The sequence below is a fragment of the Terrabacter sp. NPDC000476 genome, from assembly GCF_040300125.1.
Classification (GTDB): Bacteria; Actinomycetota; Actinomycetes; order Actinomycetales; family Dermatophilaceae; genus Terrabacter.
The window spans coordinates 1955411-1976692 of sequence record NZ_JBEPDF010000001.1 but is presented as its reverse complement, the minus strand read 5'-3'; the positions used below and the strand labels follow the sequence as shown (position 1 = coordinate 1976692).

Annotated in this window: 25 protein-coding genes; 20 read left to right on the top strand and 5 right to left on the bottom strand. The window is 73.8% G+C overall.

Annotated features, from left to right (window positions below; genetic code table 11):
* Positions 1-35: 35 nt before the first annotated feature.
* Positions 36-1073, top strand: coding sequence for an SDR family NAD(P)-dependent oxidoreductase (locus ABT295_RS09275; RefSeq protein ID WP_352394071.1), 1038 nt, complete (start codon positions 36-38; stop codon positions 1071-1073).
* A gap of 27 nt (positions 1074-1100) precedes the next feature.
* Here the strand turns inward: ABT295_RS09275 and ABT295_RS09270 are convergent, their stop codons facing one another.
* Genes ABT295_RS09270 through ABT295_RS09250 form a run of 5 tightly spaced genes read right to left on the bottom strand, consistent with a single transcriptional unit; the run spans position 1101 to position 5048 of the window.
* Positions 1101-1811: a haloacid dehalogenase type II gene (locus ABT295_RS09270; protein WP_352394070.1), complete on the bottom strand. Its 711-nt coding sequence runs from the start codon at positions 1809-1811 to the stop codon at positions 1101-1103.
* 37 nt (positions 1812-1848) lie between these two features.
* Complete coding sequence (locus tag ABT295_RS09265) at positions 1849-2211, bottom strand: flagellar assembly protein FliW (RefSeq protein WP_352394069.1); 363 nt, start codon at positions 2209-2211, stop codon at positions 1849-1851.
* Complete coding sequence (gene flgL / locus ABT295_RS09260; protein ID WP_352394068.1) at positions 2208-3089, bottom strand: flagellar hook-associated protein FlgL; 882 nt, start codon at positions 3087-3089, stop codon at positions 2208-2210. The genes ABT295_RS09265 and flgL overlap by 4 nt, the downstream gene beginning before the upstream one ends.
* A 2-nt stretch (positions 3090-3091) precedes the next feature.
* Positions 3092-4510, bottom strand: coding sequence for a flagellar hook-associated protein FlgK (flgK, locus tag ABT295_RS09255; protein WP_352394067.1), 1419 nt, complete (start codon positions 4508-4510; stop codon positions 3092-3094).
* Positions 4511-4523: 13 nt separating this feature from the next.
* Complete coding sequence (locus ABT295_RS09250) at positions 4524-5048, bottom strand: flagellar protein FlgN (RefSeq protein ID WP_352394066.1); 525 nt, start codon at positions 5046-5048, stop codon at positions 4524-4526.
* Between the two features lie 226 nt (positions 5049-5274).
* On the opposite strand from ABT295_RS09250, the gene ABT295_RS09245 reads away from it, so the two are divergent.
* The 19 genes from ABT295_RS09245 (at position 5275) to ABT295_RS09155 (ending at position 21280) form a co-directional block, all read left to right on the top strand.
* Entirely contained in the window at positions 5275-6120 is an 846-nt protein-coding gene (locus ABT295_RS09245) for a flagellin N-terminal helical domain-containing protein (protein WP_352394065.1), read from the top strand.
* 112 nt (positions 6121-6232) lie between these two features.
* Positions 6233-7648 (top strand): flagellar filament capping protein FliD, encoded by a 1416-nt coding sequence (gene fliD, locus ABT295_RS09240; protein WP_352394064.1) that lies wholly within the window; start codon positions 6233-6235, stop codon positions 7646-7648.
* 11 nt (positions 7649-7659) lie between these two features.
* Positions 7660-8079, top strand: a complete 420-nt coding sequence (gene fliS / locus ABT295_RS09235; protein WP_352394063.1) for a flagellar export chaperone FliS — start codon at positions 7660-7662, stop codon at positions 8077-8079.
* Positions 8072-8389 carry a hypothetical protein gene (locus ABT295_RS09230; protein ID WP_352394062.1) on the top strand — a complete coding sequence of 106 codons (318 nt, stop codon included), beginning with the start codon at positions 8072-8074 and terminating at the stop codon, positions 8387-8389. Before fliS ends, ABT295_RS09230 begins: the two co-directional genes overlap by 8 nt.
* A 100-nt stretch (positions 8390-8489) precedes the next feature.
* Positions 8490-8831 carry a flagellar basal body rod protein FlgB gene (locus ABT295_RS09225; protein ID WP_352394061.1) on the top strand — a complete coding sequence of 114 codons (342 nt, stop codon included), beginning with the start codon at positions 8490-8492 and terminating at the stop codon, positions 8829-8831.
* Entirely contained in the window at positions 8828-9223 is a 396-nt protein-coding gene (locus ABT295_RS09220) for a flagellar basal body rod protein FlgC (RefSeq protein ID WP_352394060.1), read from the top strand. Before ABT295_RS09225 ends, ABT295_RS09220 begins: the two co-directional genes overlap by 4 nt.
* Positions 9220-9522 (top strand): flagellar hook-basal body complex protein FliE, encoded by a 303-nt coding sequence (gene fliE / locus ABT295_RS09215; RefSeq protein ID WP_352394059.1) that lies wholly within the window; start codon positions 9220-9222, stop codon positions 9520-9522. Before ABT295_RS09220 ends, fliE begins: the two co-directional genes overlap by 4 nt.
* Positions 9522-11141 carry a flagellar basal-body MS-ring/collar protein FliF gene (gene fliF, locus ABT295_RS09210; protein ID WP_352394058.1) on the top strand — a complete coding sequence of 540 codons (1620 nt, stop codon included), beginning with the start codon at positions 9522-9524 and terminating at the stop codon, positions 11139-11141. Before fliE ends, fliF begins: the two co-directional genes overlap by 1 nt.
* Positions 11138-12175, top strand: coding sequence for a flagellar motor switch protein FliG (gene fliG / locus ABT295_RS09205; protein WP_352394057.1), 1038 nt, complete (start codon positions 11138-11140; stop codon positions 12173-12175). The genes fliF and fliG overlap by 4 nt, the downstream gene beginning before the upstream one ends.
* On the top strand, positions 12165-12992 hold the full coding sequence (locus ABT295_RS09200) for a FliH/SctL family protein (RefSeq protein ID WP_352394056.1): 828 nt from the start codon (positions 12165-12167) through the stop codon (positions 12990-12992). Before fliG ends, ABT295_RS09200 begins: the two co-directional genes overlap by 11 nt.
* Positions 12989-14296 carry a FliI/YscN family ATPase gene (locus ABT295_RS09195; RefSeq protein ID WP_352394055.1) on the top strand — a complete coding sequence of 436 codons (1308 nt, stop codon included), beginning with the start codon at positions 12989-12991 and terminating at the stop codon, positions 14294-14296. Before ABT295_RS09200 ends, ABT295_RS09195 begins: the two co-directional genes overlap by 4 nt.
* Positions 14293-14730, top strand: coding sequence for a flagellar export protein FliJ (locus ABT295_RS09190; RefSeq protein ID WP_352394054.1), 438 nt, complete (start codon positions 14293-14295; stop codon positions 14728-14730). Before ABT295_RS09195 ends, ABT295_RS09190 begins: the two co-directional genes overlap by 4 nt.
* Positions 14727-15893: a C40 family peptidase gene (locus tag ABT295_RS09185; protein WP_352394053.1), complete on the top strand. Its 1167-nt coding sequence runs from the start codon at positions 14727-14729 to the stop codon at positions 15891-15893. The genes ABT295_RS09190 and ABT295_RS09185 overlap by 4 nt, the downstream gene beginning before the upstream one ends.
* On the top strand, positions 15893-17491 hold the full coding sequence (locus ABT295_RS09180; protein WP_352394052.1) for a flagellar hook-length control protein FliK: 1599 nt from the start codon (positions 15893-15895) through the stop codon (positions 17489-17491). The genes ABT295_RS09185 and ABT295_RS09180 overlap by 1 nt, the downstream gene beginning before the upstream one ends.
* A 16-nt stretch (positions 17492-17507) precedes the next feature.
* The gene (locus ABT295_RS09175) at positions 17508-17951 is read left to right on the top strand and encodes a flagellar hook assembly protein FlgD (protein ID WP_352394051.1); all 444 of its coding nucleotides are present in this window, start codon (positions 17508-17510) and stop codon (positions 17949-17951) included.
* A gap of 158 nt (positions 17952-18109) precedes the next feature.
* Positions 18110-19285 (top strand): flagellar hook protein FlgE, encoded by a 1176-nt coding sequence (locus tag ABT295_RS09170; protein WP_352394050.1) that lies wholly within the window; start codon positions 18110-18112, stop codon positions 19283-19285.
* Positions 19286-19364: 79 nt separating this feature from the next.
* Positions 19365-19658: a flagellar FlbD family protein gene (locus ABT295_RS09165; protein WP_352394049.1), complete on the top strand. Its 294-nt coding sequence runs from the start codon at positions 19365-19367 to the stop codon at positions 19656-19658.
* Positions 19659-19667: 9 nt separating this feature from the next.
* Positions 19668-20486 (top strand): motility protein A, encoded by an 819-nt coding sequence (locus ABT295_RS09160; RefSeq protein ID WP_352394048.1) that lies wholly within the window; start codon positions 19668-19670, stop codon positions 20484-20486.
* Positions 20483-21280: an OmpA/MotB family protein gene (locus ABT295_RS09155; protein ID WP_352394047.1), complete on the top strand. Its 798-nt coding sequence runs from the start codon at positions 20483-20485 to the stop codon at positions 21278-21280. The genes ABT295_RS09160 and ABT295_RS09155 overlap by 4 nt, the downstream gene beginning before the upstream one ends.
* The last annotated feature ends 2 nt before the right edge of the window (positions 21281-21282 follow it).

Sequence of the window (21282 nt, the reverse complement as noted above, 5' to 3'; positions counted from 1 at the left end):
AGGAAAACCCAACCCTGGACAGCCGAGGAGCCACCATGACGCCAACCGGACCGGACAGGCCCGAGCCCGACTCCGCCACGACCGAGGTCGCGCCCTCGCCGGACACCCACGCGTCACGGCGCGAGGACGCGTCCGGATCCGCACCGGGGCGTCCGGTCGCCGTCGTGCTCGGGTCGTCACGGGGCCTCGGCCTGCTCGTCGCGCGGGAGCTGCAGCGCCGCGGCCACCACGTCGTCGTCGCGGCGCGTTACAGGCACGAGGTCGACGGCGCCGCGGAGGAGCTCGGCGCCCACGGCCCGGTGACCGCGGAGCAGTGCGACGTGCGCGACCGGCACTCGGTCGGCGAGCTCGTCGGGAGGGTCGAGCGGGACGTCGGCCCGATCGAGGTGCTCGTCACCGTGGCCGGGGTCATCCAGGCCGCTCCGGCCGAGTCGCTCGTGCTGCACGACTTCGAGGACGCGATGGAGACGATGGCGTGGGGGCCGATCCACGCGGCGCTGACGGTGCTGCCGCACCTGCGCCGGCGCGGCCACGGCCGCATCGGCACCGTGACCTCGATCGGGGGCATGGTCTCCCCGCCGCACCTGCTGCCGTACGCCACGGCGAAGTTCGCCGCGGTCGGGTTCTCCGACGGGCTGGCCGCAGCCCTCCAGGGCACCGGCGTGACGGCCACGACGATCGTGCCGGGGCTGATGCGGACCGGCGGCCACGAGCACGCGCGGTTCGGCGGCGACGCGGAGGCGGAGTACGCCTGGTTCGCCCCTGCGGCATCCCTGCCGCTCCTCTCCGTGGACGCGGAACGCGCGGCCCGGCGCATCGTCAACGCCGTGCTCGCCGGCCGGCCGATGGTCGTGCTGACTCCCTTGGCGTGGCTGGGGATCCGCGTGCGCGGTCTGGCACCCGCGACGACGACGCGGGTCATGGGACTCATGGGGCGCCTGCTGCCGGACGCGCCTGCTCGGGCGGGAGCGCGCACGGTCGAGGGGGTCGAGGCGCGCCGCCGGCTCGCGTCGCCCCTCGTCGACCGGCTGTCCACGCTCGGCGACAGGGCCGCACGGCGCAACCGCGAGTGACGGGGCGCGAGTGACCGGGCGCGGGCGTCAGGGTGCGGGCAGGCGCTCGAGCCGCGCCGCGAGCTCCGGCAGGGAGGAGACGACGAGGTCGGGCGCCCGGAACGGCTCCGGGTAGGGCGCCCCGGTCCGGTCCAGCAAGATCCCGCCCAGCCCGGCGGCCCCGGCGCCGTGCACGTCCCACGGGTGCACGGCGACCAGCGCGGCGTCCTCCGCGGGCACGCCGCACGTGGTCAGGGCGTGCTCGTAGGCGGCGCGCGCCGGTTTCCACGCCGGCGCGTCCTCGACGGAGAGGAGCCGCTCGAACCGGTCGGCCACGCCCCCGCGCTCGAGCAGGGCCCGCGCCACCGACGCCGAGCCGTTGCTCAACGTGACGAGCCGGATGCCGAGGGCGGCGAGGTCCCGCACACCCGCCACGACGTCGTCGTGGAGCGGCAGCGCGAGGAAGCCGGTCATGACGTGCGCGGTCGCCGACTCGACGTTGGCCTTGTCGTGCAGCACGGTGCGCAGCGAGGCCCGGGCCAGGTCGGCGAAGGCCGGGTTGGCACCCGTCACGGTGAGGGCGAAGCCGTCGCGCAGCAGCCCGGCGAACCACGGTGCGGCGAGGTGGGGCGGCACGCCCACCTCGGTGAAGCGGTCGCCGAGGTGGGTCATGTCCGACAGCGTCTCGTTGACGTCGAAGACGAGCAGGCGGGGGCGTCGGTCGAGCCGGTCGCGCGGAGCGTTCGTCGGTGCGGTCATGCCCCCATCGTCCACCCGGCGCGTGCCGGGGGAGCGGTCAGACGCCGAGGGGTGCCCGCAGCGGCCAGTCCTCGAGGATCGCCTGGACCGCCCGGCCCTCCGCCTCGTTGACGAGCACCGGGGCCGCGAGGTTGACCGAGGTGCCCGCCTCACCGGGTGTGGCGACGACGAGGGTGCGCGCCGGCTCGTCCTGCTCCAGACCGATCTGGGCGCGGTGGTCGGCGACGTCGGGGGCGTAGGACGGCGCGTACAGCGAGGCGTCGAGCACGAAGAGGCGCACGTCGGGGGCCTCGGTCGGACGGAGGCTGAAGACGCCGTCGGCGCCCTCGACCGGGTCGAGGCTGTAGACGGTGTGCGGCGCGAGGCCGGGCAGGGGCTGCTCGAAGACGAGGGTGCTCATCGCAGGAACTCCGTGAGGCTGGGCTGAAGGACCTTGGCCGTGACGGCGAGGGCTGCCTGGTAGGCGGTCTGCTGGAGCTGCATGTCCATGACCGCCTTGCCGAGGTCGACGTCCTCGACCGCGCTCCGGTGCGCGTTGAGGGCGGTGGTGGCCGTCGTGTTGGCGGTCGTGGCGCGGGTCAGCACGCCGAGCCGGCTGCCGACGTCGGCGCGGGTCGCGACCACGGCGTCCATGGCGGCGTCGAGCGCGGCGAGCCGCGGCTGCGGGTCGACGCCCGCGCGCAGGTCGGCCGCGACGTCGTCGAGGAGGGAGAAGACCGACGTGGCACCGGACCCGAAGGTCGCCTGCCCGTCGGCGTCGACCGGGACCGTGTCGGTGGGGCCGATCCGGCGCGAGACGCTGCCACCGGACCCGTTGAAGGTCGGGGGAGTGCCGTCGGTGAAGGCGGTCTCCGCGTCGGACGTGCCGGCGAAGACGCTCCGGCCGAGGTAGCGGGTGTTCGCGGCCGTGAGGAGGTCCTTGCGCACGCCGTCGATAACGGTCGCGAGGGCGTCGCGGGCGGTCTGGTTGAGCGAGCCGTTCGTGCCCTGCACCACGGTGTCGCGGGCCTGGCGCAGCAGTCCGGTGGCGCCGTCGAGGGCCGTGTCGAGCGTGTTGAGCCAGCCGGTGCCGTCGTCGATGTTGCGCTTGTACTGGTTCTGCGCCGCGAGCTCCGCGCGCACCCTCATGGCCTCTCCCGTTCCCGTCGGGTCGTCGGAGGGGCGCGTGATGCGCTCGCCGGAGGTGGCGACCTCCTGGGCCGTGGCCAGGCGGGCCTGCCGTGCCGCGAGGGCACGTTGGGCCGCCATGGACATCGTCTGGTCGGTGACTCGAAGCATGATCAGCGTCCTACGGATCCGGTGCGGTTGATGAGGGTGTCGAGGGCCTCGTCGATGGCCGAGAGCACCCGGGCGGCCGCCTGGTAGGCGTGCTGGGCGGCGACGAGGCTCACGCTCTCCTCGTCGAGGCTGACGGAGGCCCCCGAGGCCTGCGCCGACTTCGCGCCGGAGGCCGAGGTCTCGGCGATGCCGGCCTGCTGCGTGGCGGCGCGGCTCGCGCTGCCGGTCGCGGTCACGAAGGCCGACCACCGCGCCCCCGCCGAGTCGGTGCGGCGGGCCAGCTGCGCCATGGCGTCGGCGTTCGAGCCGTCGAGCGGACCGGCGCCGGCCGCGGCGTTCGCGACGCCCGCTGCCGAGGTGGGCACGACCGTCAGGGCCCGGGCGGGCGGCAGCGTGGGGTCGAGGCGGAAGAAGTCGACCCCGGTCGCGCCGGTCGAGGTCTGCCCGGTGCGGTGCACCGCGTTGACGGAGGTCGCGAGGGTCGTCGCGACCGCGTCGTACGAGGCGGCCGCCTCGGCGATGGGGCCGCCGGTGCCGCTCGCGTCCGCGGGGGCGAGCACCGAGAGCGTGCCGGCGAGCGTGCCGCCGTCGAGGCCGACCTCGAGGTCGGGGCGGTCGGCCCAGGAGAGGCGGGGGGTGGTGCCCGCCGCCATGCTCGTGACGCCCTCGAGCTGCACGCCGCGGGCCTGGTCCCCGCGGACGAGGGCGTTGCCGCCGAGGTAGACGGTCACGGTGCCGTCGGGCTCGTCGCGCACGCTCGCCCCGGAGATGGTGGAGATCGTCTCGGTGAGCCGGGCCCGCGCGTCGATCATCTCGTTCGCGGAGCCGCCACGCGCGATCGTCGAGCGGATGTCGGTGTTGAGGGCGGCGACCTGAGCGGCGGCGTCGTTGAGCGAGGCGACCATCTGCTGCGCGTCGCCGGCCGTGTCGCTCCACTGCGCCTCGAGGGCGGTGCGCCCCGCCGAGAGCGTCGACGCGAGCTGGCCGGCCGACCGCAGGAGGGCGCTCGTCGCGCCGGCCTCGCCGGGACGGTTGGCGACGTCCTGCCAGCCGGCGAAGAACGCCTGCAGCTGCGCCGACAGCCCGGACGCGCCGGGCTCCCTGAGGTTGGCCTCGATGCGGTCGAAGGCCGCGGCCCGGGCGCCGGTGTAGCCGGCCGAGGAGGCCGTCGTGCGCACCGACGCGTCGAGCAGGGCGTTGCCGAGGCGGGCGATGCGGTCGACCGAGACACCCTGGCCGACCTGCACGCCCGTGGTGCCGAGACCCATCGGGGCGGGGGCGCCGATGGACGACTGCTCGATGCGCTGGCGCGTGTAGCCCGCGGTGCCGGCGTTGGCGACGTTGTGCCCGGCGAGGTCCATCGCCTGCTGGGCCGCGGACAGCCCGCGGTAGGCGGTGTTGAGGGCGCCGAAGGTGCTCATCGTGCCTTTCCGGTCAGAACGAGTGGTCGAACAGGTGGGCGTCCCCCGAGGAGGCGGACCGTCCGTGGGCGTCGTAGGTCGTGGGCGTGGGGTCCGTGGTGGCCAGCGTCTCCTGCGTCGAGCGCGAGGCGGCGCGCAGGAACTGGGCGTTCGCGTCGCGCAGCTGCCGGATGGCGGCTGCCTGGTCGGTCATGGCCGTCAGGTGCGCCGAGAGCAGCTCGGCCCAGGGCCCGTCGGTCGCGCCGGCCGCGAGGTCGCGCAGCGTCGCGTCGGGCGGCAGGCCCCAGTCGTGCGCCACGGCGGCGGCCGCGGTGGCCCGCTCCAGGCCGGCGATGCGGAGGCGCTCGAGCACCTGCTCGACCTCCCGCGTGGCGTGGGAGAGCCAGCGTGCCCGGCCCGCGGAGAGGAGCAGCTGCTCCTCCTCGAGCTTGAAGGTCAGCAGGTCGAGGAGCTCGCGCTCACGCCACAGGTGCGCCGACAGGTCGTGGACCGTGGTCCGCCCGCCGTCGTCAGCACCCCATCGAGCTCCGGAATCCACTCGAGCCCTCTCCCATCCAGCGACGTCACGTAACGGTGCGCGTCTTCGCACCTGCAGTCTGGACTATCGGCAGGGGTGGGAGGCGCTTAAGCACGCAGTGGGTGCCGGGTCCGGAAAAAGAATTCTCCCACCGGCACTTAACGCATCCCGAGCCCCTGCCGATAGGGGCAGCTGAAGGCCCACGGACGGGCCTTGCACCACCCATTCAATTCATGGAGGAACTCCGATGGCTCTCACCGTCAACACCAACCTTTCGGCTATGCAGGCCTACCAGAACCTGAGCCGCACCTCGGCCAACATGGCGAGCTCGATGTCCAAGCTCTCCAGCGGCCTCCGCATCAACTCCGGCGCGGACGACGCTGCCGGCCTCACGGTCTCCGAGGGCCTGCGTGCGCAGGTCAACGGCTACGGTGTCGCCGCCCGCAACGCGCAGGACGGCATCAACATGATCCAGACCGCCGACGGCGGCCTGGGCGAGGTCCACTCGATCCTCCAGCGCATGCGTGACCTCGCGGTCCAGGGCGCCAACGACTCGAACAACACGACCTCGCGCACGGCGATCGCCAAGGAGGCGGGCGACCTCTCCAAGGAGCTCTACCGCATCACGAACGGCACCAACTTCAACAGCATCGACCTGCTCAAGGGCGGGACGAAGACGTTCCAGGTCGGCGCCGGCAGCACGGCGAACGACACGATCGACGTGGCGCTCGCCGACGTCGCCACCTCGGTCGGCACCCTGGCGTCGACCGACGGCGCTGCCGTCGGTGCCGGGTTCGACGTGACGGACAAGACCAAGGCCCAGACGACGATCGCCGCGATCGACGCCGCCATCACCAAGGTCTCGACCGACCGCGCCAACCTCGGTGCCGTGCAGAACCGCATCAGCCACGCGATGACGATCGCCAACGTGTCCGCCCAGAACCTCGCCGCGTCGCAGTCGCACATCACCGACACCGACATGGCGCAGGAGATGGTCAACTACACCAAGGCGAACATCCTCTCGCAGGCCGGCACGGCGATGCTCGCGCAGGCGAACCAGTCCGGCCAGGGCATCCTCAAGCTCCTCGGCTGAGCCCTCACCGGTGCGCTGACGGCGGCCGGGTGCCTCGCACCCGGCCGCCGGCAGGGCTCCTCACGCACGCCCGGCGTCGGTTCCGGGCCCCGGACTCACGCAAGGAGCGGTCGTGGCAGTCTCGGTCAACGGGCTCGGCAGCGGGCTCGACATCACCTCGATCGTCAACTCGCTCATGGCCGTCGAGGCGCTGCCGCAGCAGCAGCTGAAGTCGACGCAGAGCGCGCAGGAGCAGCTGATGGGCGTGCTCCGCGGCATCAACACCAAGGCCGCCGCGCTCGCCACGCTCGCCACCAAGGCGGGCCAGCCGAGCGCCGCCAACCTGCTGACCGCCACGTCGAGCGTCCAGACCGTCACGGCCACGGCGACCAGCGCCGCGAGCCCCGGCTCCCTCGACCTCACGGTGACGCGGGTGGCGCGGACCCAGCTCGACGTCACGGGCGCGATGAGCGCCTGGCCGACCGACGGGTCGGGCAACGCCGCCAGGCTGACGTTCGTCGACAGCACCGGCGCCACGACCGAGGTCGCCCCGGCGAGCACGTCGCTCGACGACGTCGTCTCGGCGGTCAACGCCTCCGGCGGACCGGTGCGCGCGCTCAAGGTGAGCGCCGGCACCGACGGCTCCGGCACCCCGCTCTACCGCCTCCAGCTGACCGCCGCCCAATCCGGCGCGAAGGGTGCCTTCACGGCATACGAGGGCTCCGCGGCGGACGTGACGGCGGGGACGGCGACCGACCTCATGTCGCGCGCCGGCTCGGCCGTCGTCTCGACCGCCCAGGACGCGCAGGTGACGCTGTATGCCGGCACGGCCGCCGAGCAGGTGGTGTCGTCGTCGACGAACACCTTCACCGACCTGCTGCCCGGGGTCAGCGTCACGACGACGCCCGCCTCGGTGGGCACGTCGGCGACGATCACCGTCGCGAGCGACGCGACCGCCATCTCGAAGCAGGCCAGCGACCTCGTGAGCTCGGTCAACGACGTGCTCGGGGCCATCGCGGCCAACGCCAGCGTCAAGACCACCACGTCCTCCTCGGGGACGTCCAGCGCCTCGGGCGGCTCGCTCACGGGGGACTCGACGATGCGCTCGGTCGCGTCGGCGATCACCGACGCCGTCTACCGGCCCACGGCCAACGGTCGCTCGCCCTCGGAGATCGGCATCGTCATCCAGCGCGACGGCACCTTCAGCTTCGACCAGGCCAAGCTCTCCGCCGCGCTCGCGGCCGACGGCGCCGGCACCCGCGCCGCGCTCGAGGAGATCTCGAGCCGGGTCGGCACCGCCGCCACGAACGCCTCGGCCCCTGCCAGCGGGTCGATCACCCAGCTCATCGCGGGGCGCCAGTCCATCGTCAACGACCTCAGCACGCGGGTCGCCGGCTGGGACCAGCGCCTCGCCGACCGCCGCACGGCGCTGCTCGCCATCTACAACGCGATGGACACCGCCCTCGGCACCCTCAAGTCCCAGCAGACCTGGCTCACGAGCCAGATCGCCGGACTGCCGACCATCTCGTCGAACTCGAACTCGAAGTAAAGGACACCACGGTGACCAGTGCGACCTTCGCCCGCCAGCAGTACGCCCGCGACGCGGTGCTCTCCGCCAGCCCGGCCCGCCTCCTGACCATGCTCTACGACCGGCTCCTGCTCGACCTCCACCGCGCGCAGGCCGCGCAGGAGATCGCCGACTGGCAGGCCGCGAGCAACCAGCTCATCCACGCCCAGGACATCATCGTCGAGCTCTCGGCGACCCTGAAGCCGGGCGTCTGGGACGGGGCCGACAACCTCCGCGCGCTCTACGAGTACGTCCGGATGGCCCTCGTCAACGCCAACATCCACCGCGACGTCGCCCGCACCCGCGAGGCCATCACGCTGCTCACCCCGCTCCAGGAGGCCTGGTACGCCGCGGCCGAGCACTCGCGCGACGGTGCCGTTCCCGTCGGGGTCGGCGGGCCGGCTCTTGGCTGAGACCTGGGAGGCCGTGCTGGACCAGCTCGAGGGCGACCTCGCCGGCGCCCAGCACGCGCTCGACGTCGAGGTCCCCACCGGCGACGCGGGTGCGCTGCGCCCCGTCCCCGACGCCTGGCTGCCGCCGACGGGCCTCGGCCCGCTGCCCCCCGAGCTCGCGGCGCGGGCCCACGACCTGGCCGCCGCGCAGGTCGAGCTGGCCCGGCGCCTCGAGCAGGCCCGCCGTCGGGCCGCCCGCCACCTCACGGTCCTCGACGCCGTGCCGGCCGCACCCGCACCGGCCCCGGTCTTCGTCGACGCCCAGGGCTAACGCATCCCACCGCCCTGCCGATAGTCCCGGTCGAGCACGGATTGCTCACCGCGTCAGGCCACGGATCGGCCACCCACCTTGCGAGTCATGCAGGAGAAGTGTGCTCGATTCCGTGACGTCCGCCGCCCTGACCAGTGCCCTCAACGGGCTCTCCCAGCGTCAGCGCGCCATCGCGGACAACATCGCCAACGTCAACACCCCGGGCTACCACGCCCAGCGGGTGCAGTTCGAGGACGCCCTCGCCGCCTCCGTGCGCTCCGGTGACGGCGCCGTCTCCGCAACGACTTCGATCTCCGAGGAGCCCACGCGGACGAACGGCAACAACGTCAACCTCGACACCGAGACGCTCTCCAACATCGACACCGTGCTGCGGTTCCAGTTCGCGAGCCAGGCGCTCAACGGCAAGTTCTCGGCCCTGCGCACCGCGATGAGGACGTCATGACCTTCGACGCGATCGGGATCGCGGGCAGCTCGCTGACGGTGCACCGCAAGTGGCTCGACGCCGTCGCCGACAACCTCGCCAACGTCAACACGGCCACCGCGACGAGCGGCCCGGCCTTCCAGGCGCGCTACATCGAGGCGCAGGCCGGCCCCGGCACGTCGGGCGTCTACGTCTCCGCCATGCGTGAGGGCGACGCCACCGGCCGCCTCGTCTACGAGCCCGGCCACCCCCTCGCCGACGCCGAGGGCTACGTGCGCTACCCGGAGATCGACCTCAACGAGCAGATGGGCTCGCTCATCATGGCCCAGCGCGGCTACCAGGCGAACGCCCAGGTCGTCGACCGCGCCAAGACGATCTACGAGGCCGCCCTGCAGATCGGCAGGTCGTCATGAGCATCGCACCCATCGGTCCGCTGGGTCCCGTCGGCGCCTACGCCCCGACGTCCGCCGTGTCGGCGGCCGGCACCGGCGGCGGCGGCTTCGCGGCCAGCCTCGCGGGCGCCGTCGACAACCTCCAGCAGCTGCAGTCGACCTCGAACCAGCTCTCCGTCCAGGCCGTCACCGGCAGCCTCGACGACATCCACACCGCCACCATCGCGGCCTCCCGCGCCCAGGTGACCCTCGAGCTCGCCGCCACCGTGCGGAACAAGGGCGTCGAGGCCTTCAACGAGATCATGAGGATGCAGGCCTGATGCCCCCGTTCCTGACGTCGGCCGCCTCGCGGTTCGGCACCACCCTCAAGGGATTCACCGTCGGCCAGCGCACGGTGGCCGCCATCGGCCTCGCGCTGCTCGCGCTCGGCGGCGTCGCGCTCACGACGTGGGCCACGCAGCCCAGCTACGCCCCGCTCTTCACCGGGCTGGCGAGCGCCGACGCGAGCGCCGTCGTGCAGCAGCTCGGCAAGGACAACGTGCCCTACCAGCTCGCCGACGGCGGCTCGACGGTGCTCGTGCCCCAGGAGAAGGTCTACGACGAGCGCCTCAAGGCCGCCTCGGCGGGCCTGCCCGCGGCGCCCGCCTCGGGCTACTCGCTCCTCGACAAGATGGGCGTCACCACCTCCGAGTTCCAGCAGAACGTCACCTACAAGCGCGCCATCGAGGGCGAGCTCGCCACGACGATCAGCCACCTCGAGGGCGTGCAAGCCGCGACCGTGCAGCTCGCGATCCCGGAGAAGACCGTCTTCACCGCCCAGCAGGGCAAGCCGACGGCATCCGTCTTCGTCCAGACGCTGCCCGGCCAGACGCTGCCCACCGACCGCGTCGAGGCCATCGTTCACCTCACCTCGGCCGCCGTGCCCGACCTCGCGCCCGCCAACGTCACCGTCGTCGACGCCCAGGGCGCCGTCCTGTCGGCCGTCGGCGTGGGCACGAGCGGCACCGGCGCCAAGCAGGCGACGGAGTACCAGCAGCGCACCGAGTCCTCGGTCCAGGCCGTGCTCGACCGGGTGCTCGGCCCGGGCAACGCGACCGTCGCCGTCACGCCGCAGGTCGACCCCCGCTCGGCGCAGCAGAAGTCCGAGACCTACAACAGCGCCAAGGGCGTCGCCCCGCTCAGCCAGTCGACGACGACGGAGAAGTACACCGGCAACGGCGCCTCCGGCGCCTCGGGGGTGCTCGGGCCGGACAACATCGCCGTGCCCGGCGGCGCGGGCGGCACCGGTACCGGCACCTACGACTCGACGAAGGACACGCGCGACAACGCCGTCAACAAGACGATCGAGGAGCGCACCATCCCGGCGGGCGCGCTGCAGCGCCAGTCGGTCTCGGTCGCCGTCAACCAGACCGCGGCCCGTGCCGTGAACATCCAGAACCTCACCGACCTCGTCTCGGCTGCCGCCGGCATCGACACGAAGCGCGGCGACGTGCTCTCCATGCAGGTCATGCCCTTCAGCACGGCGTCCGCCGACCAGGCCAAGGCCGCCCTCGCCGCCCAGCAGGCCGAGGCCGCCGCCGAGGCGAGCGCCCGCACCACGACGACCCTCATCTGGGCCGGCGCCGCCCTGCTCGTCGTCGGCCTCGTGGCCTTCCTCTGGATGCGTTCGCGCCGCCGCGCGGTGCGCGAGCCCGTCGAGCTCGACGGCGAGCTGATGCCCGACGAGGACACCGTCGCCATCGAGGGCGGCCCGACGCTGACCGTGCCGGCGACGCCGGTCCTGCCCGACCTCACGGCCGTGCCGGCCCTGCCCGACCCGAGCGAGGACGCCCTCGACGCCGAGCGCCGCCGCGCCCAGGTCAACCGGCTCGGCTCGACCGAGCCGCAGAAGACCGCCGAGCTGCTCCGCGGCCTGATGGACGAGCGGCAGCCGGTATGACGCTCACCACGACCTCGGCCCCGACGACGCACCTGACGGGCACCCAGAAGGTCGCCATCGTGCTCATGCAGATGAGCCCCGACGCGGCCGCCAAGGTCATGAGCCACTTCAGCGACGCCGAGGCCGAGGACGTCGCGGCGGAGATCGTGCGGCTCAGCCGCGTCGACTCCGACCTGTCCGAGGACGTCATCGCGGAGTTCCACGAGATCGCCGTCTCGGGACGCCGCACGACGATCGGCGGGCGCGACTTCGCCGCCGGGCTGCTCGAGTCCTCCTTCGGGGCGAACCGGGCCGCGGGCGTCATGGACCGGCTCACCTCGACGATGGCCGGCAAGTCGTACGAGTTCCTCGAGACGGTCGACCCGGCCCAGCTCGTGACCCTCCTCGACGGCGAGCTGCCCGAGACCATCGCCCTCGTGCTCGCCCACCTGCGCCCCGAGCAGGCCTCCCACGTCATCGCCGGGCTTGGCCCGGTCCGTGCGGCCGACGTCGCGCTCGCCCTCGCGACGATGGGCCCGGCCACGCCCGAGGCCGTGCGCGTCGTCGCCGACAACCTGCGCGCCCGCACCGGCTCGTCGGTGTCGTCCGGCCCGCGCCCCCAGCGGGCCGTCGGTGGCATCCAGCCGCTCGTCGACATCATCAACCGCTCCGACGCGGCGACCGAGCGCGCGGTGCTCGACGGCCTGGCCGCGCTCGACCCCGCCCTGGCCGACGAGGTGCGCGGCAAGATGCTCACCTTCGTCGACATCGTCAAGCTCGAGCGCAAGGACGTGCAGCTCGTGCTCCGCGGCCTCGACGCAGCCGTGCTCGCACGCGCCCTCAAGGGCGCGCCGCCCGCGGTGCACGAGGCCATCACGAGCAACATCTCCGACCGCATCCGCGAGATCCTCGACTCCGAGACCGCCGCCCTCGGGCCGGTGCGTGCCTCGGAGGTCGAGGAGGCCCGCGCCGAGATCGTGCGCTCGATCCGCGACCTCGAGGAGGCCGGGACGATCACCCTGCGCCGCGGCGAGGAGGACGACCTTGTCTACTGACACCTCGCTCGCGCCCCGGTCGCACGCGCCGGCCGGTCCTGCCGTGCACCGGGTCACGTGGCCCCTCGTCACCGACCTGCACGACGCGCGGGACACGTCCGCCCCGGCGACCGCTCCGACCCGGCCCGCCGTGCCCGCCGTGCCTGCCGTGCCTGCCGTGCCTGCTGCGCCTGCCGCCCCCGCGGCGCCCGCCGTGGCCCCGGCTCCGACGGACCGCCGCGCGGCCGAGGCGGTCGTCTTCCCGAGCCTCGACGCGACCGGCGACCCCGCCGGCTACGCGCGAGGGCACGCCGCCGGCTACGCGGCCGGCCTGGCCCGCGCGGCCGCCGAGGCGGTGGCCCAGGACGAGCAGCGTCGAGCCGAGCACGACGCCGTCGTCGCGGCCGCCCGGGCTCGCACGGAGCGCGCCGTCGCGGCGCTCGAGGCAGCGGCGCAGCACCTCATGGCCCGCACCGCCCCGGTGCTGGCCGACGCCGACGCGCACCTCGTCGCGGCCGCCGTCGACCTCGCCGAGGCCATCCTCGTCCGCGAGCTCTCGGACGCACCCGATGCGGCCTGCGCCGCGCTCGCCCGCGCCCTCTCGGCGCCGGACCACGCCGGCGTCGTCACCGTGCGGATGCACCCGGAGGACGCCCTCGTCGTCGCCTCCAACGGGCAGCCGTCCGGCCTGGCCGCCGTGTCCGCCGTGACCGTGGTGCCCGACCCGAGCCTGGGCCGCGGCGACGCGGTCGCCGTCTACCCGGACGGCGAGCTCGACGCCCGCATCGGCTCCGCGCTCGACCGGGCGCGCACCGCGCTCCTCGAGGACCGGTCGTGAGAGGCCTCGCGCAGGCCGTGGCCGCTGCCGCGCCCGAGCGCATCGGTGCCGTCACCGCCGTGCGCGGGCTCGCCCTCGAGGTCGCCGGCCTGCCGTGCGCCGTCGGGGACCACATCGACATCGCCTCGGACACGGTGGCCCCCACCCGTGCCGAGGTGGTCGCCTCCGCCAGAGGGACGCTGACGTGCATGCCGTTCGGGCCGCTGGCCGGGCTGCGCGTCGGCCAGCCGGTGCGTGCGGTGCGCGCCGCTGCGGGCGTGCCGACGGGCGCAGGTCTGCTGGGTCGCGTGCTCGACGGCCTGGGCCGGCCCATCGACGGCCGCGGACCGCTCGTGGCCGACCGGGCGCCGGCGGACGACCGTGCGCCCTCGCCCATGGAGCGCGCCCGCATCGACACGCCGCTCGCCACCGGCGTGCGCGCCCTCGACACCCTCGTCACCCTCGGTCGCGGTCAGCGCATCGGCCTCTTCGCCGGCTCGGGTGTCGGCAAGTCGTCGCTGCTGTCGATGGTCGCCCGCGGCACGGAGGCCGAGATCAGCGTCATCGCCCTCGTGGGGGAGCGTGGCCGCGAGGTGCGCGAGTTCCTCGAGGACGACCTCGGACCGGAGGGCATGGCCCGCTCGGTCGTCGTCGTCGCCACCTCCGACGAGCCCGCCCTCATGCGGCTCCGGGCCGCCGAGACGGCCACGAGCATCGCCGAGTCGTTCCGCGCCGCGGGGGCGCACGCCCTGCTGATGATGGACTCGCTGACGCGAGTCGCCATGGCGCAGCGCGAGACCGGGCTCTCGGCGGGCGAGCCGCCCGCCACCCGGGGCTACCCGCCGTCGGCGTTCGCCCTGCTCGCGCGGCTGCTCGAGCGCGCCGGCACCGCCCGCACCGGCTCCGTCACCGGCATCTACACCGTCCTCGTCGACGGCGACGACCACAACGAGCCCGTCGCCGACGCGGCCCGGTCGATCCTCGACGGCCACGTCGTGCTCGACCGCAAGCTCGCCGTCATGGGTCACTACCCGCCGATCGACGTGCTCGGCTCCATCTCGCGCGTCGCGACCAAGGTCAACCCGCGCGAGCGGACCGCAGCCGCGACCGCGCTGCGCCGCGTGCTCGCGGCCCGCACGTCCGCGCAGGACCTCATCGACGTCGGCGCCTACACCCGTGGCGCCAACCCCCTCGTCGACGCCGCGCTCGACCACTCCGACCGCATCGAGGCCTTCCTCACCCAGCGCCTCGAGGACCAGACGCCCGCCGAGCAGGCCTGGGCCACCCTCACCGACCTGTCGACGACCCTGGGAGGTCTGCGATGACCACGTCCTTCTCCCTCGCCGGCCTGCTCCGGCTGCGCCGCCTCGAAGAGGACCAGGCCGCTGCCGTCTACGGCGCGGCCACGGCCCGCCACGCGGCGCTCGTGGCCCGCACCGACCGCGCGATCGCCGATGCCGACGCCATCAAGGCCGAGGTCGACACCATCGCCGAGCTCCAGGCGATCGCCGCCGCCCGCGCGGCCTCGAGCGCCATGCTCGCCGAGCTGCACGTGCTGACGGTGACCGCTTCGGACGAGCGCACCTGGGCCGAGAGGGGATTCGCCACCGCGCGCGCCAAGACCCTCGGTCTCGAGAAGCTCGAGGCGAAGCACGTCGCGGCCCGGCACACCGCCGAGCTCGCCGCCGAGCAGGTCGTGCTCGACGAGCTCGGCTCCACGGCCCGGGTGCGGGCCGCGCTGCGGGGGGCCGACGCATGACGTTCACCGAGTCGATGGGTCGGATCCAGCAGATCCAGAGCACCCTCGCCAGCTTCCAGGCGCCGGCGACCGCGCGCGCCGCGTCCGTCGCCGCCACCGCCCAGGGATCGGCCTCCGGCACGGGCACCGGAGCGGGCGCGACCGCGTTCGCCGACACCCTCGCGGCGACCCTCGGTGCCGGCGCGACCGGTGGAACCGGCGCGACCGGTGGAACCGGTGCGATGGGTGCGACCGGGGCCACGGGGGCGGCTGCCGCCCTCGGCGGCGCGACGTCGGGCTCCACCGGCGTCAGCGGGTCCGACATCGCCGCCGCCGCGAAGAAGTACGTCGGCGTGCCCTACGTGTGGGGCGGCACCGACCCGCGCAAGGGCATGGACTGCTCGGGGTTCGTGCAGCGCGTCTTCGGTGACGTCGGCATCGACCTGCCCCGCGTCGTCTCGCAGCAGATGAAGCACGGCACCCCGGTCGCGTCGATGGCGCAGGCCAAGGCCGGCGACCTGCTGATCAGCCACGGCGGCAAGCACATCGCCATCTACCTCGGCGAGGGCAAGGCCATCGACGCGCCGATGCCCGGCAAGACGATCCAGGTGCGCGACGCCTGGGAGATGCGCTCGAACCTCTACGCGATCCGGCGCATCGTGCCCGAGGGTGGTGCCTCGGCCGCGGCTGCGGTCTCCGCCGCCGGGGCCACCGCGGCGGCAGGCCCGGCCACGGCCAAGCTCGACGCGAGCCAGCGCCGCTACGCCCAGATCATCGTCGACGAGGTACGCGCCAAGGGCCTGCCGGCGCAGGCGGCGGTCAACGCCATCTCGACGGCCCTGCAGGAGAGCTCGCTCCGGATGTACTGGAACCCCAAGGTCCCCGGCTCGCGCGAGCTGGCTCCCGACGCCTCGGCCCGCGGCACCGACGGCTACTCCGTCGGCCTCTTCCAGCAGCAGGTGCACGGCAACCACTTCTCGTGGGGCACCGTGGCCGAGGCCATGGACCCGCGCGCCTCGACGCGGATGTTCCTCGACCGGCTCACCAAGGTGCCGGGCTGGCAGAGCATGTCGGTGGCCGCCGCCGACCAAGCCGTCCAGCGCTCGGCGTTCCCCCACGCCTACGCCAAGTGGGAGCACACCGCCCGCCAGATCGTCTCGGAGCTCGGCAGGAGCGCGTCCTGATGACCCCCTCGATGACGGCCTCGGGCTCCCTCGGCCCCGCCGTGACCGGCCGCGCTGCCGGTGCTGCTCCGTCCGCAGCTCCGGGCCGCGGCACCGCCGCCGCCGGCGACGACGCCTTCGGTCGCGCCCTCGCCACCGCACTGACCCCGTCCAAGCCGGCTCGCGACGGCGCACCGCCCGCGTCGGCCAGGGGTGCCCACGCGTCGGAGGGCGCTCCTGCGTCCGCGGCCGCACCGGCTCGCGACGGGTCCACCCGCAGCGGCGAGCCCGTCGGCGCGGCGGCGTCGAGCCCGTCCACCGTGGCGACGGCCCGACCCGACGCGACGACCTCCACGGGCGCGGCGACCTCCACCGACTCGAGGACCTCCACCGACTCGAAGACCCCCACCGACCCGAAGACCCCCGCGGACGCGACCACCGCCGACGGCGTGGAGACGTCTGCGCCGAGTACGACGCCCCTCGACCCGACGCCTCTCGACCTGACGGCCGGCGCGCCCGTCGCGCAGCCGACCGCTGCGGCGCAGGCTGCCACCGCGGCTGCCGCTGCCACGGCCGCGCTTGCGGGCACCGCCGCAGCAGCCTCAGCCACCACCCCTGCACCGATGCCTGCCCCGACGGCCACGTCCACCGGCGGCGCCATCGGCGCGGCTCCGACGACGACCACGACGACGACCACGACGACGAGCACGACGACGAGTGCGTCGGCCACCGCCGACCCCGCCGCTGCTCCCGCCGCGACCGCCGCCGATGCGGACGTCGACGCGGATGCCGGCGCCGGGTCGGGGGCTGGTGGCGAGAAGGGCAGCTCCCAGCCGGGTTCCCCTGTTGCAGAGACGATCCCGCCGACCCCCGGGCCGGCGTCCGCCCTGGCGGACGCGAACCGAGGCCCGCTCACGGCCGTCGCCGGTGCGCGCGCGGCCGGGCGAGGGGGAGCGGCCGCGGTCGCGACCGCACCCGTCGTCGTAACCGGCTTCGACGCCGCCGCGACGTCGGCCGACACCTCGGCGCCCGCCACCCCGCCGGTGGGCGGCGCGCCGGCCGGCGACGGCACCCTCGCTCTCGGCGCCACCACCCCCGTCGGCGTGCCGACCGTCGCCACCCCGCCGGCGACGGCCGCCGCCGGGGCCGTCGGTCAGGCACCCACGGCGGGTTCGACCGCACGACCGGTCGCCGAGCAGCTCTCCCGTCCCGTGCTCGCCATCGCCGCCGCCGGCGCCGGCGAGCACGTGCTGACCCTCAAGGTGACCCCGGAGCACCTCGGGTCGGTGACGGTCCGCGCGCACATCGGGACCGACGGCATCCGGATCGAGCTGTTCTGCCCGACCGAGGCAGGACGCGCGGCCGTGCACGCCGTGCTCGGCGACCTGCGGCGCGACCTCGCCGGCACCGGCCTCGGGGCGAGCCTCGACCTCTCCGACCACGGCGCACCCCAGCCCGACGTCTCGGGCCGCCAGGGCGGTGGCGACCTGGGCACAGGTGGCCGGGGGAGCGGGGCGCCGGCCCACGCCCGCCCGGCGTCGCACGACGACCCGCCCCGACATCGGCTCGGCACCGCTGCGCACCTGCCGTCCACCACCCGCCTCGACGTCCTCGTCTGACCCGAAGGAAGACCCCATGACCGCGATCCCGTCCGGACCCGTCAGCTCCGTCGGCGCCGTCGGCGCCGTCGGCGCGTCGAGCATGACGTCGACGGCGCCCACCCGCACCCCGAAGCAGGAGATGGACTCCGAGGTGTTCATGAGCCTGCTCGTCACGCAGCTGAAGAACCAGGACCCCAGCTCTCCCATGGACACCAACGCCATGATCGGGCAGTCGACGCAGCTGGCGATGATGGAGAAGCTGACCCAGCTCGCGACCGACTCCGCGCACGGGCTGCAGACGCAGCAGCGCGCGGCCGCCGCTGCCCTGCTGGGCCGCACCGTCAGCTACCTCGGCGCCGACGGCGCCACCGCGACGGGAGCCGTCTCCGGCGTCTCCTACGCCGGCGCGACCCCGACCGTGACCATCGGCTCGGTCTCGGTCCCGATCGACACCATCACCACCGTGACCGGCGGCTGAGCCGGCGTCCGCGACCTGCGCCGGCGCCGCCCCCATCGCCACCCCAACGCCACCCCGGCGTCGACCGCAGCCCGCGCCGCCCGCATACGACCTGCACCTCACCCGCACGACGACACGCACCCACACCACGTTCTGACCGCCAAGAAAGGCAGCCAACCATGCTCCGCTCGCTCTACTCCGGCATCTCGGGCCTGCGCGCCCACCAGACGATGCTCGACGTCACCGGCAACAACATCGCCAACGTCAACACGACCGGCTTCAAGGGCTCGACGACGCAGTTCCAGGACACCCTCTCGCAGATGACGCAGGGCGCCACCGGCCCGCAGGCCGCCACCGGCGGCACGAACCCGGCCCAGGTCGGCCTCGGCGTGCGCATCGCCAGCGTCACGACGAACTTCACCCAGGGCTCCGCGCAGAGCACCGGCAAGGCCACCGACATGATGATCTCGGGCGACGGCTTCTTCGTCACGAACCGCGGCGGCCAGCAGAACTACACCCGCGCCGGCGCCTTCGGCCTCGACGCGAACGGCCACCTCGTCGGCCCCGACGGCGGCGTCCTGCAGGGCTGGAGCGCCGACGCGACCGGCCAGGTCAACACCGGGGGCCAGATGGGCGACCTGCTGCTCTCCCCGACGACGATGATCCCGGCCCGGGCGACGACCACCGTCGACGTGGCCGGCAACCTGCCCTCGGACGCCGCGACCGGGACGACGCTGAAGCGCGACATCCAGGTCTTCGACGCCGCCGGCAACGCCCGCTCGCTCGCGCTGTCGTTCACGCGGACCGCGGGCGGCTGGAACGTCTCCGCGGCCGACGCCTCGGGCGCGACCGGCGCGGGCGCGCTGACCTTCGCGAACGGCCAGCAGACGGGCGGCGGCTCCGTCACCGTCGGTGGCATCGCCGTCGACCTCAGCACGGTCACCGGCTACGCCGGCAGCAGCACCGTGGTCGCCAAGGGCCAGGACGGCTACAAGGCGGGCAGCCTCGAGGCGTTCAGCGTCGGCACCGACGGCTCGCTCGTCGGCTCGTTCAGCAACGGCGTGCGCCAGGCCGTCGGCCGGGTCGCGCTCGCGCAGTTCACGAACCCCTCGGGCCTCGAGAAGGTCGGCGGCTCCTCGTTCGCGCCGACCGCGAACTCCGGCAACCCGCAGATCGGCGCCGCCGGCGACGCCGGCTTCGGCACGCTGGTGGGCGGCGCGCTCGAGATGAGCAACGTCGACCTGTCCCAGGAGTTCACGAACCTCATCGTGGCCCAGCGCGGCTTCCAGGCCAACGCCCGCATCATCACGACCTCCGACCAGGTGCTGCAGGAGCTCGTCGACCTCAAGCGCTGAACCTAATGCCGCACGCGTCCCTGCCGATAGAGGGGGGCGGAGGCACGCAGCAGCCCCGCCCCCCGACAGGAACGACCCCATGATCGCCGTCACCCGCCTCAACGGGTCGCGCTTCGCCGTGAACCCCGACCTCATCGAACGCATCCAGGAGAACCCCGACACGACGCTCGTCATGGTCGGGGGAGCCACCTACGTCGTGCGCGAGGGGCTGCCCGAGGTCATCGCCCTCATCGCCGACTTCCGTGCCCTCGTCATCGCCACCGCCCAGCACGTCGTGCCCGGCGAGCTGCGCCAGCTGAGCGTCGTCCCGTCACCCTCTCCTTCACCGTCACCGTCACCGTCACCCACGCCCCTGCGGCCCACCGAGCGATAAGGAGCAGCGATGGATCCCTCACTCATCATCGGGCTCGTGCTCGCGTTCGGCTCGGTCGTCGCCATCGTGACGCTCGAGGGCTCGCACATCGGCTCGCTGCTGCTCCCGCCGCCGATGATCCTCGTCTTCGGCGCCACCATCGCGGTGGGCCTCGCCGGCAACACCATCAAGGACACCCTCAAGGCGTTCAAGGCGGTGCCCCGCGCCTTCCTCGGCAAGCCCCCCAAGCCGCAGGACAGCATCGAGAAGATCATCTCCCTCGCCGAGAAGGCCCGCGCCGAGGGCCTGCTCGCGCTCGAGGCCGAGGCGAGCGACAGCAAGGACGCGTTCCTCTCCGGCGCGCTCCAGAACGTCGCCGACGGCACCGACGCCGAGGAGCTGCGGATCCTCATGGAGGACCAGATCGCCTCCAAGGCGCGGGCCGACCACGCCGACTCGAAGTTCTTCGCCTCCCTGGGCGGCTACGCCCCGACCATCGGCATCATCGGCACCGTCGTGTCGCTGACGCACGTGCTCGAGAACCTCTCGTCCCCCGACGAGCTCGGTCCGATGATCGCCAGCGCCTTCGTCGCCACCCTGTGGGGACTGCTCTCGGCGAACTTCATCTGGCTGCCCATCTCGGCGCGCATCGCCCGGCTCAGCGAGCTCGAGGTCGAGTCGATGACCCTCGTCATGGAGGGCGTCCTCGCGGTCCAGGGCGGCGCCCAGCCGCTGCTGCTCGCCGACCGCCTGCGTGCCATGGTGGGCGACACCGGCGGCGGCAAGGACAAGGGCGGCAAGGACAAGGGCAAGTCCAAGGGCTCGGACGCCGAGCAGGCCGCGGCATGAGCCGGCGGCGCCGGACCCGCAAGGCGCCGGAGGGGTTCCACGTCGACGAGCGGTGGGCCGTGTCCTACATGGACATGATCACCGTCCTCTTCTGCCTCTTCGTCGTGCTCTACGCGATGTCGACCGTCGACAAGAACCGCTTCGAGAAGCTGCGCAACTCGCTCGCGACCGGCTTCGGCACGACCGTCAGCGCGAAGATCGACACCGCGACGGGCACCGTCGTGCCGCCGTCGGCGGCGAGCAAGGACAAGGAGGGCTTCGGCGACCTCGCCATGGCCACCAAGGACGTCAAGAAGTTCAGCGGCCTGGCCGAGAAGATGGGCAAGCGGCTCGCGGCCGAGGGCCTGCAGAAGGACGTCCAGTTCCACATCGACCAGCGCGGCCTCACCGTGCGCCTCGTCGGCTCGCAGACCTTCTTCAGTCCCGACAGCGTCACCCTCACCGCGCGGGCCTACAAGATCATGCGCGCCATCACGCCCGTCATCGCGGGCACCGAGCTGCAGGTGTCGGTCGAGGGCCACGCGGCCAACCTCATCACCGCCTTCCCGTCCGTCTGGGAGCTCTCGGCCGAGCGGGCCACCAAGGTGGCACGCTTCATGGTCGAGCAGGGCGGCCTGCCGGGGGCGCGGGTCGGCGCCACGGGCTACGGCTCCTCGCGGCCCGCGCGCAAGGGCACGAGCGCCGCCGACTACCGCCAGAACCGCCGGGTCGACATCGTCGTGCTCTCGAACCAGTCGGAACGGGTGCGTGCGCTCATCCCGGGGGTGCTGAAGGCGCAGGCCAGGTCGTCCTGAGA

Bases quoted from the DNA above. Each gene is read 5' to 3' on its own strand.
- ABT295_RS09275 (WP_352394071.1), top strand. From the start codon at position 36: ATGACGCCAACCGGACCGGACAGGCCCGAGCCCGACTCCGCCACGACC.
- ABT295_RS09270 (WP_352394070.1), bottom strand. From the start codon at position 1,811: ATGACCGCACCGACGAACGCTCCGCGCGACCGGCTCGACCGACGCCCC.
- ABT295_RS09265 (WP_352394069.1), bottom strand. From the start codon at position 2,211: ATGAGCACCCTCGTCTTCGAGCAGCCCCTGCCCGGCCTCGCGCCGCAC.
- flgL (WP_352394068.1), bottom strand. From the start codon at position 3,089: ATGCTTCGAGTCACCGACCAGACGATGTCCATGGCGGCCCAACGTGCC.
- flgK (WP_352394067.1), bottom strand. From the start codon at position 4,510: ATGAGCACCTTCGGCGCCCTCAACACCGCCTACCGCGGGCTGTCCGCG.
- ABT295_RS09245 (WP_352394065.1), top strand. From the start codon at position 5,275: ATGGCTCTCACCGTCAACACCAACCTTTCGGCTATGCAGGCCTACCAG.
- ABT295_RS09220 (WP_352394060.1), top strand. From the start codon at position 8,828: ATGACCTTCGACGCGATCGGGATCGCGGGCAGCTCGCTGACGGTGCAC.
- fliE (WP_352394059.1), top strand. From the start codon at position 9,220: ATGAGCATCGCACCCATCGGTCCGCTGGGTCCCGTCGGCGCCTACGCC.
- fliF (WP_352394058.1), top strand. From the start codon at position 9,522: ATGCCCCCGTTCCTGACGTCGGCCGCCTCGCGGTTCGGCACCACCCTC.
- fliG (WP_352394057.1), top strand. From the start codon at position 11,138: ATGACGCTCACCACGACCTCGGCCCCGACGACGCACCTGACGGGCACC.
- ABT295_RS09190 (WP_352394054.1), top strand. From the start codon at position 14,293: ATGACCACGTCCTTCTCCCTCGCCGGCCTGCTCCGGCTGCGCCGCCTC.
- ABT295_RS09185 (WP_352394053.1), top strand. From the start codon at position 14,727: ATGACGTTCACCGAGTCGATGGGTCGGATCCAGCAGATCCAGAGCACC.
- ABT295_RS09180 (WP_352394052.1), top strand. From the start codon at position 15,893: ATGACCCCCTCGATGACGGCCTCGGGCTCCCTCGGCCCCGCCGTGACC.
- ABT295_RS09175 (WP_352394051.1), top strand. From the start codon at position 17,508: ATGACCGCGATCCCGTCCGGACCCGTCAGCTCCGTCGGCGCCGTCGGC.
- ABT295_RS09170 (WP_352394050.1), top strand. From the start codon at position 18,110: ATGCTCCGCTCGCTCTACTCCGGCATCTCGGGCCTGCGCGCCCACCAG.
- ABT295_RS09165 (WP_352394049.1), top strand. From the start codon at position 19,365: ATGATCGCCGTCACCCGCCTCAACGGGTCGCGCTTCGCCGTGAACCCC.
- ABT295_RS09160 (WP_352394048.1), top strand. From the start codon at position 19,668: ATGGATCCCTCACTCATCATCGGGCTCGTGCTCGCGTTCGGCTCGGTC.
- ABT295_RS09155 (WP_352394047.1), top strand. From the start codon at position 20,483: ATGAGCCGGCGGCGCCGGACCCGCAAGGCGCCGGAGGGGTTCCACGTC.